Here is a 16,963-nt window from a genome sequence, read left to right as displayed (position 1 = left end):
CCCGCCTGTTTCCAAGCGGGTCAAGTCAAGAACCTAACCTATCCAACCAGAGCTTTTATATGCGCTACTGACTTAATTTGTTATTTAATTTATCTTGCAAAAATGCCAGATCATCATTAAAACGCTTCTGGATAAACCGATAAATAGCCGATGCAGCAATGTTTGCACTTTGCAAATCTTGAATAACGCCATGACTTTCCGAATAGCATGGCATATTTTCCCTTACTCTTAACCCCTGGGTGTTTTCGACGATAAAATGCACCCTCTTGCGCATCCCCTGTCTCTCTATTTCGTCGACCACTTCCGCTCTAGCAAACCAGTGCGTTAAATGTATTATTTCTGCAGTTTCGTTTTTCAAATGACCGCATATATCAACATCAGGATAAAGAAAATCCACTTTTGATGTTGGCACGTAGCACCTATCCGCCCGATGATTAATCAGCTTAGGCGGTAATAGATATGTATTTTCCCCAAATGCGCTTATTAATGTTTGCCTAAGATCATTCCAGGCTCTCTGCAAACGCGCCAACTCTACATATAAGGGATCATGCCTTGAATTAATGCGATTTATTCTAGCTAAACATTCGTTCAACTCCGCACGCACTTGCATCACTTGTTTTCTTTGCCGTCTAATTTTCCGAGTCTTACTCATAAGTTAACACCCAATACTAGCTCACTAGGCATCCGCAAGCGATACAACCAAACGCCCAGCAAGCGCCGATCATCATCACTCAGTGAGTTGTAATCCAACTCCGTTGTGTAATCGACTTTTGACACAAAACGTGTTCTAGTCCACCGACCTGATATCAAATAATCTCGCATCGTTACTCAGCGTTACTCAGATTGCGCCCATAAAAAAAGCCGCTCCGGTTTCCCGTGCGGCTTCTTTTAAATGAAGAAAGCTACCTAAACGTAACTTTCCATATCTTACAGAAAATACTCGCAAAAACTGCGCAGCTTGTCAAGCACCTCATACATTAAGCCGATGCCGTGCAATGCGTTCACGCAAAGTATTGCGATTTTTTCGCAAGCAGGCGGCGGCGGCGGTTTGATTGCCTCTAGCCTGTTGTAAGGCAGCGCGCAAGATGCCGCGTTCGGCGCTGGCAATCAGTTTGCTCCATGCGATTTCGGTGTTTTGCTGGAGCAAGTCTTGGGTGAGTTGGAAAGCCGTTTGTTCAAGCTGCTCAAGTGGGTTCATGGTTTTGCTCCTTGAGTGACGCGAGGGGTTGGCGTGAAAGTACTTTTGTGGCGCTTGAGTCGGGATAAGCCCAAATCAAGGGCCATGGTGAGGGCTTCTACCTCATCGTGCATGATGTCGAGCTGGCGTTGTTTGATGGTGACTTGCCCGTTGGCATCCGCTTTGGGGAGCTTTGGCATGGGTTCTTCCAGATGCTTTAGACTTGCAAACGGCTTAAATAATTGCTGCAACTGTTTTTCAGCATTGACGAGGATTTTCTGAGTCTGACGCTGAAGATCAACTAAAGCTTGGGTGGGAATGACTTCGATGGGTTCGTTGTAGGTGATGCTTTGTGGTGCTTGATGAGGGCGGATCACGGTGACAATGGTGATGGTGCTGTTAGTAAGCACGGGCAAGCTGGGTGGGGTTGGTGCGACCGGCGCAGGCAAAGCGGGTGGTTTTTGTTTTTCGTTCCAGTATTTCCACAACACCTCGTCGCATTCGGTTTGGTATTGGATAATTTTGGGGCGTAGTTCATTAGGGACTTTGTTGGCTTGGATGGTCATGAGCCATGCAGGGAGTTTGCGCAGGGGCATGACGATTGCGTCTTGTTGACCACCTTCAGTAGGTATGGTGATTTTCACCATACCCCAACGAGCCTTATTGTGATTGAGTTTGACATATTGGCTTTTCCAATCCAAACCAATTGCCTGAACGATTTCTTTGGCGGCTATGTAGGGTTCATGGTTGTGAGTAATAAGGGTGAAACGTGCGCCATGAAAGTCAGCTTGCATGATGTGCTGCATGATAGTTACCTGTGTCTGAGGTTTACCTAACCCGCAGTCTTCTGGTTCCTAATCAGAGGGAGCGGGAGCTGTACGGGGTTAGGAACTATCGGGACACAAGTGACCGACCAGCCTTACGGCTGCCCCGCACAGCCCCACATTGGGGACTTTTCTACGCATTGCAATGCAATAGGCGTAAAAAAACCGCTCACGCGGCTGGTGCGCTTATGTCTGAACGGAGTTCCTAATTCCGACACCCGTTTTTTTCGGATGCAGGTTGAAAGTATAACTTTTGTGCGATACTGTCAACCATCAAGCCACAAATCACCACTTTGCCATGCAACAACTACTCACTATTACCTTCAAAAAAAGTGATTGCAACTAACAAATCGCCAACGCAACCCCAAAGCGCACACGATCCAACATCCCACGAATAGCATTAACAGACCCAATATTGACTTGCTTAGCCGCACAATACCGAATAGCAGCCTTGTACTGACTTCCCCCCAGCTCTACCCACCATATCCATGCCAACACCCGATAATCAAACGGCATTCTATGTACAGCCACATCTACCAACTCGACCACTGGTGACATAAGCGCAAGCTCGCCAGCATTGAACGAACTCGGATGATTAATCCGCTCAAATGGAGTCATTGACGGATAACCAACACCAAACCCCATATCCCGATTATCTTGCCAATAAAGGCCCCATTCCGTAAGCGCAATTTCCGCATCATTCAAGGCAAGCTGAGCGCTACTAACCCCCTCATTTCTGCGCTTCCACAAATATTCTGGCATAGCAAAGCTTGGCACTACATTACATGCGCTCATAAACAATCTCTTAATTTAGTTGTGGATTGAACTTACAGACTAGACAAATAACGATGCATGACCGCATCACGATCATCATCAGACAGAGGCACAGCGTCAGCATCACTGACAGGAACAACAGGTACAGGCTTTCCGCCAACAAATTTAGCACCCGCAGCTACTTGATACGTTTCTGCGACTTTCTGTGTGATGCGACACACTCGCTCACCCATCGCCACCAACTTTCCTAGTGCAACTAAATCAAACACCCGCTTAGGAGCATCACAATATTCTTCATGCTGCAACCCAATAGCCCGGGCCACTTCCTTGGTCGTACTATCCGGATAGTTAGCAAAGCCCTGCAATACACGATCTTGCAGCGCATAACGCTTACCAGACTGAGAGAGTTGATTGATAGCCCCCGCACTATGACTCATACCCCAAACGCCTCCTGCTCCCGTTTACTGTTGATACGCCCAACATGATTCACCAATGCTTGGCGATAACTGTGAAACTCCTCACCCGCCAACGCATCCCTAAATCCAATCTGTTTAGCCCAACGCACTAGCTCATCACCCACCAAGTAAGGCACTTTTAGAGTCTTAGCGCCGCCAGATGATTTAGTTTTGGCATACAATGGCGTGACTTTTTCAGCATTGATATAAACTTGTAGTTTTCGCATCGTCCTCAACAACTCCAAATGCCAACCATGCTGGTTTTCCGTGCGATGCTGTCCCTTAGCCGATTGCCAATACATACGCACATTGCCAATAGCCTTTTCCATCAAATCACGATCACTCTCTCCTTTGCGTACCTTAAAACCACTCATCGCAGCCTGATCCGCAAAAGATTCGGCAGGAAACCAATCATCACTCATCGAAAACGCATCACTAGCAGTAGTAGTAGTAGTAGTAGTATAAGAAGGTAGTGCGCTGCTCGGTGTTTCACTCGTGCGCTGCTCAAGCTCATTATCGTTATAATTCAAATACTTAGGTTCATTTTCCCGTGCGCTGTTGCGTGCGCTATCCGTGCGCTGTTGTTTTGGACGGATTAATCCCTCAACCTCAAAAACAGGCAATTTAAAAACATACGCATCCACCTTCACCAACAAACCAGCCCGTATTAGCTCCTCTTTTCTATTACGCAACCAACCCCGCCATTTATCCGCTTTACCATACTCCGGTAAAGCACTATTCCAGTCAGCAGCGGAACCGCTACTGGGAACAAAGCTCAAGACTTCCCACCAAGCTTGTTGGCTCATCCGCCTATCGAATAAGCCGCTTTCTACACAGGCATATTGCCGGAATACCAGCAGGTACATCATCTGCGCATAAGGCGATAAACCCCGTAGCCGGTCTAATTCAAATCGAGTTAGCGCCATGCTCCCCCCTCCTCCGGAACATAATCGCGGAACCGCTGAAACTGCCCCTGCCAAACCAGCCGATCCGTGCCAATCGCTTCTGATCGACCTTTCAGCGTAATAATCTCTGCAATCCCCTTGTCGGGTGTGTCTGGGTTATACACCTCATCGCGATACAAGCCCCAAATCATATTCGCATCCTGTTCCACGGAACCGGACTCGCGAATATCCGACATAATAGGACGCTTATTGGGCCTGCGCTCCAACTCCCGATTGAGCTGTGCCCCTACCACAACAGGCACATTAAAATCTTTCGCTAAGCGCTTCAGGCTTCGGCTGATGTCCCCAATCTCAGCATCCCGATTCTGATAGCGCTCCTTATCCCCTTCCATAAGCTGGAGATAATCCAAAAATACACAACCCACCGGCAACCCCGTTTGATGCGCCAAACGGCGCAATCGGGATCTCACCGTGCTAGGGGACTGCACTGAACTACAATCCAAGTAAATATTACTATTGCCAATGCGCTTAACGCCCATCGCTATATTGGCCCATAGCGCATCAAAATCACTCGCTTGCTTAGCTCGGCTAGGATTGCGCAGATGCGCAAAATTAGCCCCACCACTCGCCGCAATGAACTTTTCCGCCAACTCACCTTCGGTCATCTCCATCGAGAAAATAACCGTGAGTTTATCAAGCTGCTCCAACGACACCGCTTCCGCCATGTTGAGCAAAAAGCTGGTCTTTCCCATTGCAGGCCGAGCGGCCACATAATAAAGAAACCCCTTTTCCAGCCCATTGGATCGCCGATCAATCGTCTTCCAGCCCGTGCTATAACCACGGATCGGCTCATCCCCTTTCAAATTTGCCAGTGTTTGAATAACCCCAAGCTGTGCCTTCAACGCATCCTTAAGCTTCACAAACTCTCGCTCGGAACCGATACTGTCCGTCTCCAGCTCAAACACGAGCTGAGCTGCTTTTGCAATCGCCTCTGCCACTTGCGCTTGACTGCCCAAGTCGGCGTGTTGCGCATGTAAACTAAACCCCATGTCCGCGATAGAAGTTCCAACGCTAATCAACCGCCGCAACAGCGACTTTTCACGTACTATCTTCGCATGAGCCACTACATTAGCAGCGCTCGCCGTGCTGTTGCACAATGTACCTAGATAATGAAACCCGCCAACATCCTCTAACATGCCATGTTTTTTGGCATATTCTGATAACGTCAACAGATCAATAGGCTGTTGATCCTGCGTCATCAACGCAACAGCCTTAAATATCAAGCGATGATCGTTGCGATAAAAGTCATCCTCCCGCACAATCCCAGCGACACTGATGTACGCATCGGGATTCATTAGCAACCCGCCGATCACCCACTGCTCTGCCTCAATAGAATGCGGCGGTATTTTTAAGGTTTCGTAAGTATCAGCCATAATTTTCATCCCCCAATCATCTTGGGAGTCGCAACCCCACCAACCCCATGATGCAGTTGCACATCTTTAGCGGCATCCATGCCTTTCCGCATATCATTAAGGGAGTACTTACTAGGGCTAAGTCCATCATGCGTGGCTAAATCATGGTAGTTTTTATCCATAAACGCTTGGATAACACGCTCTTTTTCTGGAGTCCGCTGGCGCAACGCAGCAGCTTTATAACTGATCTCTTGCGACCATCCTATAGCGAAAGAATCGGCTGCTATGCTTCTTCTATCTTGTCCATAGATAGTGTCTTTTAATTTCGCGAGGTAATGCTTGCGTGCTTGTGTTAACTGCTTAGCCAACACCTCCATCGCATATTTAGCGATAACAGGATCAGTACCAATGCCTATATAAGTATAAGAAACGCCTCGGTCTTTACCCCATCCCCCACGATTAATTAGCGTTTTACATTCAAAAATATCACCAATCGTAGTAGCCAATAGCGACAAATAAGTAGGCACCCTCCGTACCTGCTTCCCCACTGGCTTGGTTTGCTCCTCTTTAACAGCGGACAACTCAATATCACTATCACTAATCTGATGTTTGCGCATCAACGCATGAGCTTGACGCAAAGCAATAGACGCTTCATGAGGTGAGGCTTCGGTTTGCGAAGCCATAGCCAACAGCTTTTTGATTTTATTAACCATTTCGCTATTCATAACCCCCCCCCTCCTCACAGTCGAGTAGCTGACAGTGACTGCGCAACTTAACTCAAAATCATGCTCGCAATTACCACACTCATACACACCATCATCAAACTCCCAAGAATCCGACTGCTCATGACCACACCACGGACAGATAACTTCGTCGGTGTATGTTGTATCACCATCAAATCTAGCAATTTGCGCAGCAATCCTCCTATCTCGGCAATCAGTGCAGATATAAAGATGATTACCGTCTGGGTTAATGACCTTCATGAATAACTGGAGTGATTTAACACCGCAAACGCGGCAAGAGGCGTGCTGACTCATACCCCACCCCGCAACAAAGCATCCAACGCCATCAGGCGCTGAAACCCATAAACATAAGCGCAAAACTCAAGATAGCCCGAACGGGAGGATAAATAATCGTGATCAGACAAAAGCTCGACAATGAGCTGGAAAAGTGCCGAATATTCTAAAAATAACTGCTGGGACTCGCGTGCGCGTTCCTCGGGTGAAATACCCTCGCGCACCATAAAGACAGTGCTTGCCATGATGATGTCCTTTGTTTGATTTTCAAACGCTGACATCATCCTCGCCAAAAGATGGTGGCAGCGTGCGTCAGGTTGGCGAACCGAGTACAAAGGCAACTCGGCAACTAGCCCTTGCGGGTAGTTCCCAACGCACACCACCAAAAGTGATTCTTGTGGACGAAAAAAAACCACAAGAGATTGTGGCGTGTGCACGCCTTTGTTTTGATTCAGGTCGCCAAACCCGACTACTGATGTTGCAGTAGTGGATAAAGTATAAGCCTGATCAATGCCACGGTGCAAGTTCATCCCAGCACCTCCTCTGCACAAACAACATGCGCTTCACCTTCGCGTGCTCGAATCCCCATCAGCACGATAAAAACATCAGGATGCTGCGTGCTAGAAAAATAAATAGGATTCCACATACTCCACCCATCCTCAAAAATCGTGGGGGGAGCTGCGACCAGTAACACATTGCCCAACAAACCAACCACTGTATCTAAATAATTCATATCTAGCGGCACCTTACGTACTTCCGCCGTTGATGCGTCTGACTCAGTAGGTGATAAATGACGCTGGCCTACCCCCCTGCAGCGGTAGCAGGTTTCCATTGCAAGTTCAGTTTCATCATCTTCATCTTCATCATCTTCATCTTCATCTTCATCAAACGCAAACTCATCTTCACACGGCACCATCCCTGATCCATGACAAGTGGGGCAAACCACTTTATCGGGCAACTGTACTAATACCCGCTTATCAAATGCGGGTTTTGAGTAGGGTGAGTTACTTACTGCTTTAGCCAGCTTGTCATTGTCTCGCCACTCCTCCGCGATAGACTCACATTGGCTAACGGGGATACTGACCATTATGTGACCATTCGTCGCTATAACTGCATCGCCCAATACAGTCGGTAACTGCAAATACCAACGCGGATCATCCTCCTCTAAAGCACAAAACCGCATAATCTGCTCAACAGAAAATGTCATCTCACCACCTCCAATCCACGCTTTTGGCGATAAGACGAGCAAGCCACTACCGCGCCAGCTTTCATAGTGCGATGCAGTCGCACCGGCTTCACCGCAAGCCCACACAAATGCCGTGCTGCTTTGCTACCTTCCCCTTGCAATCGCGCAAAATCGCGATGCACACAACGATTACAAACATGCACGTTGTCCATCTGGATAACGTCCGTATTGCACTCTGATTCTGTCTTTGCCATAATGACCACCTGAATATTTTACTTTAAAAGCCCATAAGCCTTCCCCGCTGTGGGCTTTTTTTCTGTTTACCTTAACGCTAGTATTTGCTTACCAGCCGTCCATTTCTTTTTCAATAAAATCAAAGACTGCCTTGATAAACCAAATAATGGCTAACAAAGCACCTAAACCTACTAACCAAAAAAGCATCCTTAACTCCCCCACCGTCGTATGCTTATGCGCAAGCTTTAAGAGCGTTTAAAAACTCCTCGCCAAACTCTTGCGGCTTAATACCGACAAAAACCAAAGTAATATTGATTGGACTTTTCTCGCGCTTTGCTTTTTGCTTATAGAGCGAGCGAATCTTTTCCGCGTCCTGCGGCGGCAACGCATCCAAATTATTAGCGCACACATAGCGCATCAGCTTTTTTTGATCGTCATCGGGAACAAACCCCAACTCAGCCGCACGCTGCGCAGGAACAGAGTTAGGTTCATAAAGAATTTTCCTTGCCGCATACGCTGGATGAAATTTGGTGACCTCAAGAAGCTTGACAAAGGTTTCGATGGGTGTAGGTGTGGTTTTCATGTTTTACTCTCAGAGTAAATTAAGTTAAATTACGGTTTCGCCCACATTAACTTAATTTAAGTTTATCCGCAAGTAAAATCTTGCTAATATTTAAATTGTTCTTTTAGAAGGTTTGCGATGGATATAAAGACAATAAGAATAAACAACTTGGCTAAAGCCATCTCGTTAGCAGGCACAGCCAAGAAATTGGCAGCACTATCTAATATTTCTGAGTCATATCTGAGTCTTTGTCAAAAACCAGACTCAGGGAAAAACCTAGGCAGTAACAAAGCACGAGCCATTGAAAAAGCGCTAGGGCTTGAACACGGATGGATGGATCATGAGCACGATGATCTAGCCACAAACAACCCAGCTATCGATAGCAGCGAACTCAAGGAGTTAGCGTTCATCATTACCCTGCTAAATGATCGCGAACGCGATGATTTACGCGAATTTGCTCAATCTATGTATCGGATGCGCAAGATACGCGAAAAATACGACTCCTAGCCCACTACTCTCTTTTCTCGCCACCACCCGTGTTCCTAGCATTGCGCAAGCGCCGAAGAAACATCTTCCGCGCTAGCTTCAGCAACTCAGCATGATCACTAACATTCAACCGTAACGCGATATTGTCCAGCAATATCGCTTTGTCCCCCCACGCCCTATCTGCGGCAGCATCATCCCCGTTCATGCTTCTTCCTTCGTTGTTGCCCATTGGCTAGTTCATAAAAAGACAGCGTCCACCCATAAATTCTACTGCAAAACTTTTCTTTTTGTAAAATACCTATTGAGTAAAATTTTTTATTTTGATAAATTTACTTTACTGTTGTTAACAAGTAAACAACAACAGCAACAACAACCAGTGATCAGTTTTTGAGAATTAACAAGCCCAGAAGTTCACTGATAGACATAACGAGTCTTGACTTTTCTAATAAAAGTCAAGATCAAACAAGAGCGTTTATTAAACAGCATGGACGCACAACAACAAGAGCAACAACATGCTAACAACAACAATAACGCTGGTCGCTGCAATAGCAGGAAACCCAGCATTCGAGCCAGTAGTGTGGCGCATTAACGGTGAAATTGTGGCAACCCGCCACACCTTCGCCACCCAACTACCAGCCGGACAACATGAACTATGCGCAGAAGTAGCCAATAAGCCGCCCAAGTGCATAACCAAACAACTGAGAAGCGGAACAAACAACCGCATCGTTATCAACGTGGATTAAAAATGGACATGAACAACGTAAGTAATGGAATTTACCGCGCCAGAACAACGCGATCTATTGAGGTTTTAACGCCATACGGCAGCACAGACTGGGAAAAAGAGGAAGGGCAAATGGTGTTCGTAAAAGTTGAAACGATCCCATCAAATCAACCTCACATCACCATCAAAATCATGAACGAACAACACCCCATCTACAGCGGCGAATACTATGCCATGCACCCTATTAGCAAAATGCCGGTGGAGTTGCTAGAAAAAATTGAGCTGTAAAAAATGAAAAAGCCACTACCAAAAGTAGTGGCCCGAACAACCGAAGGGCATGAATTCGACAGCCTGCCCTTCAATTAAGAGAGATACCAGTATATGAAAGACTACATCACTTTACCAGTAGGATTACGGTCACTAGCCCTAGTCACCGCATCCACCAGTGCCATATCGGCCTACCCAGTGGCAGAAAAACTACTAGGATCAGGTGCAGCGACAGTAGCAATAGCTACCTGCACTGCCATTATTATGGGATCATGGCAAGTCGCAAGCCAAGAAAACTGGCGCACCAACGAAGGCAGCGCCAAAGGCTTCGCCGCCGCTACTGCCGCAACACTGCTATCTGCCTTGATGGTCGGAGGAGTCTACCTCTCCACCGACCTCAACACCTCAACAGCACAGCTTGAAGCTGCAAAACGCGCTGATCTAAGCTACCAACAACAAGAACAACAACGCCTCTCTAGCCTAGAAAAGCTAACGGACGAACTGCGCGTCACCAGCAAAAACAAAAACCAAGCCGAATACACTACCCTACAAGCCCAAATTACCGCACTCAGCAAGCCCACTACTCGCACAAAAACCCAAGAGCAACAAGCCCTTGATGCAACTAGCATCCCCAACAACTACCGCATCGCCCTATCCGCTCTATTTGAGATATTCACCTTCTTATTATTGTTCTTAGCGTCGTGGCTAAGCCCAAAACAACAATCAACTACCCATAACAACGTCACAACAACAAGCAACAACATCAACGAACCGCAAGCACCCCAGCCAACGCCCACCTCACCCACGGGTGGAAGTGGCGGAACGCCAGCTAGTGCTAGCCCAGCCCCATCAAAAACCGATGCAGCGATCCATGCTATCGCCCAGCGCCAACTCGACCCGTCCTCAGAAGGCTTCATCACCGCAAAACTCATCAGTACCCGTTTTGCCGTGCCTGACCTACTCGCCCGCAAAATTATCGAGCAAGCCTACCAAGCGCACCTGCTTGAAACCGTCGGCGAAGGCAAAGCCAAGCGTTATCGCTATCCCACCAAAACACAATTACGGAGCGTTGCCTAATGGATACCCTAATCACCATTATTATCGCCCTGATTTTATCCGCTGCTATTTATATGTATAGCAGCTACAAAAACCTCATTCCACGCACCAGTTTTAGCCCACTACCGCTAATTAAATGGTCATTATTCACCGTGAGTGCAGGGTTTAACGCATTTATGTTCTATGGGATGCTCTCCCCATTTAATGAGCTACTAGCCGTCATAATGGCTGCTGCAGTAATTGGTGTAACCTTTGCTGCTGAAAAAGTAATTCGCACTTGTTTTGCATCATGGCGACATGGATTAATGCTAACCTTTAGAATTACGTTAGTCGGACTACTGATTCTAACAACCTATTCTCTGATTGCGGAGCACACCGCTTTTGCCGCAATACTTCACAAAAATCGCGATGCACAATATGCCCTACAATTAGATTTGCAAGCATCCAATGCCAGAATAGAAAGCAACAGAAAAAACCTCGAAGCAGTAGATTTAAGAAATCGCGACGCATTAAATAGACTCGAAACTCGTGCTAGATTAAATGCCCAAGCCTTAAACCAACAGGCGCATGAGCAACAATACCAAGCCGAATTACTGCGCAACAAAAAGCCCGAAATTATTCCCTCCTTCTTTGGTCAAACGTTGGGTATTGGTTTTGTTGCCTCCCTATTCTCTATTGCGCTCCAATTTGCGGTTATAGGTATTGTTATATTTGAGGAGCTATTTCACCGCCCCACTCCATTACAAGCAGTTGTAAAGTTTGAAAATAAAATCCTAAGCTGGAGTCCGCATTCAAACCAACTTCAAAATTTATATGTCACCACATCCCCCGCGAATGGTGTAATTGCTATTCCACCGGCTCAGCTCGCTCATCAAAAAACCGCCCTTCCGCACCATACCCCAAAAGCCCCCCCAACCTTACCTAGTAAGGTTTCCGACCTTACCAGTAAGGCGGAAGAGGGCGCTTTGGAAGCGGCTTATCAGCAGTGGGTAGAGCAGGTGGAAAACGGGCAAATAAAGCCCACATTCCCACCGACTGAATTATTCATTAAAAAAGCTAACTTAGTTGCCAATAACATCGAAGCCCAAAATCTAGCAGGGCAGTGGCTTGATAGAGCATTCGACGACGGCGTGCTGGAATATGACTTGCCATTCGTTAATGGCAAATCAAAATATAAACTAGCTCCCAAAAGATTTTAAGAGGGAAGGCTCATGTCAATAATGATTATTCGTGAAAACCTAACACCAGATCAAGTGATGGCAATATTCGAGAAACAAACAGCAAAAGGCAATGCTGTAAATATTAACAGACTGCACTCCCAGCTAGTAGAAATAACTATTACACCACCCAATAACATAATAGAAATCAATCAATATGATTACTCAGCACCAATCAAAAAACGTTTAAGGGTAAATCATGACTAACTTCCAACGTGAATCACTATTTAAGAGCTTTATTCAAAGCGGGCTATGGAAAGAGTATTTTATAAAAAGGACGGGAGAGTGGAGTATAAAATCCTGCCAACAAGAAATTGGCAGGCACAAAATCCACCACGAAGCACTAAAACAAGCACTATTCTATTTTCAACAACACCAATCCGGCTGGTTACTCGGCCTGAAAGAATCAAGAGGTTAATCATGGGAAAACTAAATGCTGTAATCTACGACTGCGAAATTATTAACGCCATTCCTCCATCTAAACAAGCAGAACGACTGCCTAATATTAATTACTGCGAAGGCTGGAAGGATTTTAAAAATATGGGCATTAGCGTAATAGGCATGTATGACTACCTAGACGACAGATACCGAATTTTCTGCCAAGACAACTTTCAGGCTTTCGCAGAACGATTAGATAGCGCTCGAATAGTAGTTGACTTCAATGGATACAACTTTGATAAACCGTTGATGGAGGCGAGCGGAATACCATCGTTATTACTAGAAGGACTAGACGAGCTAGAGTTCCCGTATCACTACGATATTCTGCGCGAAATTTGGAAAGCCGATGGCAATGATCCAGATATATTTGATAAAAACACCCACAGCGGTTACGGCCTAGATGCTTGTGCTAAAGCAAATTTTGACATAAAAAAAACAGGGCACGGTGCACAAGCGCCGATAGATTGGCAAGAGGGAAGAATCGGCAACGTAATCGACTATTGCCTGAATGACGTAATCATCACTAAACGCCTGTTTGACCGTATTCTGAAGGATGGATTCATCGTCAACCCAAAAGACCCAGCGAGAATCATCAAAATGCCTTACTTCACAAAAATATACAACTAAACAAGCAGAAGGGTTAAAACCATGCAATTCAACCTAAAACGCCCTTGCGCCAACTGTCCCTTCCGCAATGACAAGCCCGACCAGCAAGGCTGGCTCGGTGCATTGCGTGCAGCAGACATCATCGTCGCTATCACAGCTCAGCAAGGCACATTTAGTTGTCACAAAACAACTGATATTGGTGATGAAGGTGAAGTAATAGAAACCAAAAACACCCAGCACTGCGCTGGAGCACTGATCTTGCTGGAAAAAATCGAACGCCCTAATCAAATGATGCGTTGGATGGAGCGTATTGGAAAGTACGACAGAAACCGACTTGATATGAACGCCCCCGTGTTTGACAACACATCAGACTTTATTGAATTTCATAGGTAATCCCATGAACAAAGAAACAAAGAAAATCATCATCGAAAATGCCATTGGCAGGTCAGGACTCATCGAAAAACTATCAATAATAACCGCTCAAGCTGCCCAGCTAGCAGAAGAAGCGCGAATAGCCCAGATAAATAGACTTTTACCAGCAGGGGAGACTCGTTCAATAGAAGACATCGAGCAGGATATTGCTAGTGAATTTAGTCATTTCATGAAGTGCACCAACTTTAAATCGTTCTTTAATAAAGAATTAGGCATAGACATCATAAGCGACAAAACCGGCTTTCGTACTTTTTTGAGTTATGCCGATAATGACAATACAAAAATTTATAAAATATCGCCAAGGCATCCATTTTACCACACTGAATACGCCCAAAAAGCTATAGCTTTCTCTGATGAGAAAGCACGTATTATTCAAGAAATAAAGCAACTACGCTTAGAACTAACTGCGCTACTAAGCAATATTCGCAGCATTAAGCAGTTGTTAGCTACTTGGCCTGAGGCAGTAGACCTAATCCCCACTCAAGAGAAAGCCTCAACCAGCACAGCGCTAACCATCCCCATACAGACCCTAAACCAAAAGCTCGGCTTAACAGCAGTGGCCGCAGCGTAAACCATGCTATTGACGCAGCCCAAAAACCGCGCTACTTTAATCCCCATGTCGGCAAAATCCGGCATCGGGATTAGCAACCTGTCATACACAAAGCGCACAGACGCTAAGCGTCTTTTTTTGTGCCTGCGTAACCTTACGCGCTCAAAAAAGTTCACCTATGGGGACTGTGTGGGGCTACCTTCGGGTAGGCTGATTTCTTTGTGGTCAGTATTGCTAACCCTGCACAGTTCCCACCATTATCTAATTAGCAATGGATATGGTGGGCTAAAAACATCAGGCACAAAGGATGACATAATCATGTCAACTCAACTCGTATCCATCTCAAATGGACAAAGTATAACCACGTCCAGACTAATAGCCCAAACCTTCGGAAAACTTCATAAAAATGTTATTCGATCTATAGAAAATCTTGGATGCTCATCTGAGTTTAACCGGCTCAATTTTGCGCCCGTTGAATATTCCGATGAAAAAGGGGAGCTGCGCAAAGAATACCAAATCACATTTGACGGCTTCACGCTTTTGGCAATGGGCTTCACAGGCGCAAAAGCCATGCAATTCAAAGAAGCCTACATCAAAGAATTCAGGCGCATGGAACAACAACTAACCCAGCGCCAAGACAGCTCACTGACCCCAGAAGGGCAGCGCATTATTGTGATAACCACCATCGAGGCAGGGCAGATCACCAGCACCAACGCCTACCAACAAGACGAAATCGTCATCCTAACGGCCAAAGAAGCTGAACTCATGCGCGACGAAATCCAAGCCATCACCATGCCCTTGCAGCTTGGTATCAGCCGCCTAACCAGACACAGCAACCGCCTAATCCCAACAAAACAGGGACAACGCCCATGAAAACCGCAAAAATACCCAACCCCAGCATACTCCCGACAGAAGTCCAACTCCTTCACGTTGAATACGGAACCCTATACCCAACAGCCGAAGCAGTAAGCAAGCGAATGCTAGGCATCGAGCGCAAGGAGGCGGTAAGCGCCATGATCCGTAACGGCGAATTCCCCATACCCGTCAAAAAACTAAACCACAGCCAAAAAGCCCCGTGGATAGTCACCCTAACTGACTTAGCGATCTACATCCAAAACCTAGAAAGCGCATAAAAAGCCTGAAAAGCTTTCCACACTACCTCGGTTTATTTATAGTCAAATCTTTAAATAAACCGAGGAGCATAAAATGGGCTATATCATTGGAATAGCAGCAGTAGCAATCATAATCTGGCTATACTCATCCAAAAAACAAAGCGATACAGTAAGATCATTTGCCTCGATTGACCTAGCCAAAGACTGGTTCAAAGAAAACAACCTAGACTTTGAGAACGCAAAATTCTCGACCATCCCAGACCAAACCTCAACCACCATCGTCGGAATAACCAGAAACAAAGCAGGTGATCCACAAGGCTTTGCAATCACCATTGACCACCAATACGGCACAAAACCAGACGGCATACTCATCACACCAGCAAAAGCGGCGAACGCTAAAAGCCTAATCCCACTAGCCAAACAAGCAGGCGTACCGCTAATCGACTACCTGCGTATGACCTAAAGCTTAAATTGAACAGGGCAATACCAAACGTGTTGCCCACAAAAAGTCGTACTTTTAAATGATTGATGAATCGGCAGGGATGACGTTGAGTGTATAACCAAATGTTTTATAAGTAATTTTTTTAAAATTTAGAGGATTTATGCTTAATCAAACTAATAGGTAAGCAGTTATAGGGCATAAGTCAAAAATTACAATGACTAAGGAGGAGGTGTATAGCAGACTGGTCTGGTTATTCTATTGCCATTATAATAACACTCTTCTGGCAGCAGACATTTCACCATATGCTTTTGTTTTATCACCGTATACCGCCCTATACTCTGCAATTCTGAAGTATAAGTTTTTCTACTAGGAGGGAATAGAACGTGTATTTCTTTATTAGGAAATATCTGTTTTATAAGGCGCATGGGTGGGAGTAAATCAGAATCAGCAGTTAGTACATACGCCTTATCGAAACCATCTATATGCGCTTGATGAACTAACTGTATAGCTAAATTTACGTCACTTTCTTTCTCCTCATGAGTTTTCCAATTATTACCACAATTTCTACAACTCATGGATTTCTTCTTGAAATTCCCCAAATGAACCGTAATGCCATGTGCTTTTAAAGCATCTAAATATGTTGTGTGCCTTGAAATCGAATCAACACCACGATGATGAGCGATAGCACTAAAATAATGAACTTCACTTAGGAATTCTGATCTTTGAAGAAAGATATTAGTAAGAGCTTTGAGATTCACCCATTTTAAATGATTTAGCTTTAAATCATGAATGGCGTGATAAAGATTGAATCCATCAATAAAACATTGAACTTTTTTATCACTCAAAGTGGACAGCCCATAAAAAATAAAGCCCCCGAGCGCTGGCATCGAGGGCACGATAGAGTCCTGCTCTACCGGATGAAATCGGCAGTAAGTGAAACCACTTACCTTGCCATTAAATATAGTGGAATAGTCAATTGTTTTCAATAGAACCTAGATAAAATATGATAAAATGGCAACAAAGGCACATGGCTTTCTTCAAGATATTGATTATAAAAGAAATAAAAAATCATACGTCCAATCTAACATGGG

Annotated in this window: 26 protein-coding genes; 11 read left to right on the top strand and 15 right to left on the bottom strand. The window is 45.5% G+C overall.

What is annotated here, in order from left to right; all coding sequences use genetic code 11:
• Positions 1-64 precede the first annotated feature (64 nt).
• From A3IE_RS0118580 to A3IE_RS0118525, 13 genes are all read right to left on the bottom strand, one after another.
• A complete protein-coding gene (locus A3IE_RS0118580) occupies positions 65-652 on the bottom strand; it encodes a hypothetical protein (protein ID WP_020397129.1) in 588 nt (195 codons plus the stop codon).
• A complete protein-coding gene (locus A3IE_RS23300) occupies positions 649-777 on the bottom strand; it encodes a hypothetical protein (protein ID WP_281167197.1) in 129 nt (42 codons plus the stop codon). Before A3IE_RS23300 ends, A3IE_RS0118580 begins: the two co-directional genes overlap by 4 nt.
• A gap of 193 nt (positions 778-970) precedes the next feature.
• On the bottom strand, positions 971-1,198 hold the full coding sequence (locus A3IE_RS21335; protein ID WP_020397128.1) for a helix-turn-helix domain-containing protein: 228 nt from the start codon (positions 1,196-1,198) through the stop codon (positions 971-973).
• Positions 1,195-1,983, bottom strand: coding sequence for a phage antirepressor N-terminal domain-containing protein (locus A3IE_RS22350; RefSeq protein ID WP_110721607.1), 789 nt, complete (start codon positions 1,981-1,983; stop codon positions 1,195-1,197). Before A3IE_RS22350 ends, A3IE_RS21335 begins: the two co-directional genes overlap by 4 nt.
• Positions 1,984-2,343: 360 nt before the next feature.
• Positions 2,344-2,796, bottom strand: a complete 453-nt coding sequence (locus A3IE_RS0118565) for a hypothetical protein (RefSeq protein ID WP_020397126.1) — start codon at positions 2,794-2,796, stop codon at positions 2,344-2,346.
• A gap of 32 nt (positions 2,797-2,828) precedes the next feature.
• Positions 2,829-3,212: a hypothetical protein gene (locus A3IE_RS0118560; protein ID WP_020397125.1), complete on the bottom strand. Its 384-nt coding sequence runs from the start codon at positions 3,210-3,212 to the stop codon at positions 2,829-2,831.
• On the bottom strand, positions 3,209-4,156 hold the full coding sequence (locus A3IE_RS0118555) for a hypothetical protein (RefSeq protein WP_020397124.1): 948 nt from the start codon (positions 4,154-4,156) through the stop codon (positions 3,209-3,211). The genes A3IE_RS0118560 and A3IE_RS0118555 overlap by 4 nt, the downstream gene beginning before the upstream one ends.
• A complete protein-coding gene (dnaB, locus tag A3IE_RS0118550; protein WP_026155030.1) occupies positions 4,147-5,568 on the bottom strand; it encodes a replicative DNA helicase in 1,422 nt (473 codons plus the stop codon). The genes A3IE_RS0118555 and dnaB overlap by 10 nt, the downstream gene beginning before the upstream one ends.
• Before the next feature lie 5 nt (positions 5,569-5,573).
• On the bottom strand, positions 5,574-6,584 hold the full coding sequence (locus A3IE_RS21325; protein ID WP_033407595.1) for a DUF2786 domain-containing protein: 1,011 nt from the start codon (positions 6,582-6,584) through the stop codon (positions 5,574-5,576).
• Positions 6,581-7,093, bottom strand: coding sequence for a hypothetical protein (locus A3IE_RS0118540; protein WP_020397121.1), 513 nt, complete (start codon positions 7,091-7,093; stop codon positions 6,581-6,583). The genes A3IE_RS21325 and A3IE_RS0118540 overlap by 4 nt, the downstream gene beginning before the upstream one ends.
• The gene (locus tag A3IE_RS0118535) at positions 7,090-7,770 is read right to left on the bottom strand and encodes a hypothetical protein (protein ID WP_157832910.1); all 681 of its coding nucleotides are present in this window, start codon (positions 7,768-7,770) and stop codon (positions 7,090-7,092) included. Before A3IE_RS0118535 ends, A3IE_RS0118540 begins: the two co-directional genes overlap by 4 nt.
• Positions 7,767-8,003 (bottom strand): hypothetical protein, encoded by a 237-nt coding sequence (locus tag A3IE_RS22945; RefSeq protein ID WP_157832909.1) that lies wholly within the window; start codon positions 8,001-8,003, stop codon positions 7,767-7,769. Before A3IE_RS22945 ends, A3IE_RS0118535 begins: the two co-directional genes overlap by 4 nt.
• Positions 8,004-8,215: 212 nt before the next feature.
• On the bottom strand, positions 8,216-8,566 hold the full coding sequence (locus A3IE_RS0118525) for a hypothetical protein (protein WP_020397118.1): 351 nt from the start codon (positions 8,564-8,566) through the stop codon (positions 8,216-8,218).
• 147 nt (positions 8,567-8,713) lie between these two features.
• Between A3IE_RS0118525 and A3IE_RS0118520 the strand changes: the two genes are divergently transcribed.
• Positions 8,714-9,052 (top strand): helix-turn-helix domain-containing protein, encoded by a 339-nt coding sequence (locus tag A3IE_RS0118520; RefSeq protein ID WP_157832908.1) that lies wholly within the window; start codon positions 8,714-8,716, stop codon positions 9,050-9,052.
• A gap of 454 nt (positions 9,053-9,506) precedes the next feature.
• Here A3IE_RS0118520 and A3IE_RS22940 read toward each other — a convergent pair whose 3' ends face one another.
• Positions 9,507-9,755 (bottom strand): hypothetical protein, encoded by a 249-nt coding sequence (locus tag A3IE_RS22940; RefSeq protein WP_157832907.1) that lies wholly within the window; start codon positions 9,753-9,755, stop codon positions 9,507-9,509.
• Positions 9,756-9,776: 21 nt separating this feature from the next.
• Between A3IE_RS22940 and A3IE_RS0118505 the strand changes: the two genes are divergently transcribed.
• From A3IE_RS0118505 to A3IE_RS0118455, 10 genes are all read left to right on the top strand, one after another.
• The gene (locus A3IE_RS0118505; protein ID WP_020397114.1) at positions 9,777-10,040 is read left to right on the top strand and encodes a hypothetical protein; all 264 of its coding nucleotides are present in this window, start codon (positions 9,777-9,779) and stop codon (positions 10,038-10,040) included.
• Positions 10,041-10,133: 93 nt separating this feature from the next.
• Positions 10,134-11,096: a hypothetical protein gene (locus A3IE_RS0118500; RefSeq protein ID WP_020397113.1), complete on the top strand. Its 963-nt coding sequence runs from the start codon at positions 10,134-10,136 to the stop codon at positions 11,094-11,096.
• On the top strand, positions 11,096-12,274 hold the full coding sequence (locus tag A3IE_RS0118495; RefSeq protein ID WP_020397112.1) for a hypothetical protein: 1,179 nt from the start codon (positions 11,096-11,098) through the stop codon (positions 12,272-12,274). Before A3IE_RS0118500 ends, A3IE_RS0118495 begins: the two co-directional genes overlap by 1 nt.
• 12 nt (positions 12,275-12,286) lie before the next feature.
• On the top strand, positions 12,287-12,499 hold the full coding sequence (locus A3IE_RS0118490; RefSeq protein WP_020397111.1) for a hypothetical protein: 213 nt from the start codon (positions 12,287-12,289) through the stop codon (positions 12,497-12,499).
• A gap of 78 nt (positions 12,500-12,577) precedes the next feature.
• A complete protein-coding gene (locus A3IE_RS0118480) occupies positions 12,578-13,357 on the top strand; it encodes a ribonuclease H-like domain-containing protein (RefSeq protein WP_157832906.1) in 780 nt (259 codons plus the stop codon).
• Positions 13,358-13,378: 21 nt separating this feature from the next.
• Positions 13,379-13,729: a DUF6283 family protein gene (locus tag A3IE_RS0118475; protein WP_020397108.1), complete on the top strand. Its 351-nt coding sequence runs from the start codon at positions 13,379-13,381 to the stop codon at positions 13,727-13,729.
• Positions 13,730-13,733: 4 nt separating this feature from the next.
• Entirely contained in the window at positions 13,734-14,339 is a 606-nt protein-coding gene (locus tag A3IE_RS0118470) for an Nmad5 family putative nucleotide modification protein (RefSeq protein ID WP_020397107.1), read from the top strand.
• Positions 14,340-14,636: 297 nt separating this feature from the next.
• Positions 14,637-15,191 carry a Rha family transcriptional regulator gene (locus tag A3IE_RS22345; protein ID WP_020397106.1) on the top strand — a complete coding sequence of 185 codons (555 nt, stop codon included), beginning with the start codon at positions 14,637-14,639 and terminating at the stop codon, positions 15,189-15,191.
• The gene (locus A3IE_RS0118460) at positions 15,188-15,451 is read left to right on the top strand and encodes a pyocin activator PrtN family protein (RefSeq protein WP_020397105.1); all 264 of its coding nucleotides are present in this window, start codon (positions 15,188-15,190) and stop codon (positions 15,449-15,451) included. Before A3IE_RS22345 ends, A3IE_RS0118460 begins: the two co-directional genes overlap by 4 nt.
• Before the next feature lie 73 nt (positions 15,452-15,524).
• Positions 15,525-15,893: a hypothetical protein gene (locus A3IE_RS0118455; protein WP_020397104.1), complete on the top strand. Its 369-nt coding sequence runs from the start codon at positions 15,525-15,527 to the stop codon at positions 15,891-15,893.
• A 197-nt stretch (positions 15,894-16,090) separates the two neighbouring features.
• On the opposite strand, the gene A3IE_RS21315 is transcribed toward A3IE_RS0118455, so the two are convergent.
• Complete coding sequence (locus A3IE_RS21315) at positions 16,091-16,759, bottom strand: NYN domain-containing protein (protein ID WP_020397103.1); 669 nt, start codon at positions 16,757-16,759, stop codon at positions 16,091-16,093.
• Positions 16,760-16,963: the final 204 nt, after the last annotated feature.

The organism is Thiolinea disciformis DSM 14473 (assembly GCF_000371925.1).
Lineage (GTDB): Bacteria > Pseudomonadota > Gammaproteobacteria > Thiotrichales > Thiotrichaceae > Thiolinea > Thiolinea disciformis.
This window is presented reverse-complemented; position numbering and strand designations above follow the sequence as displayed.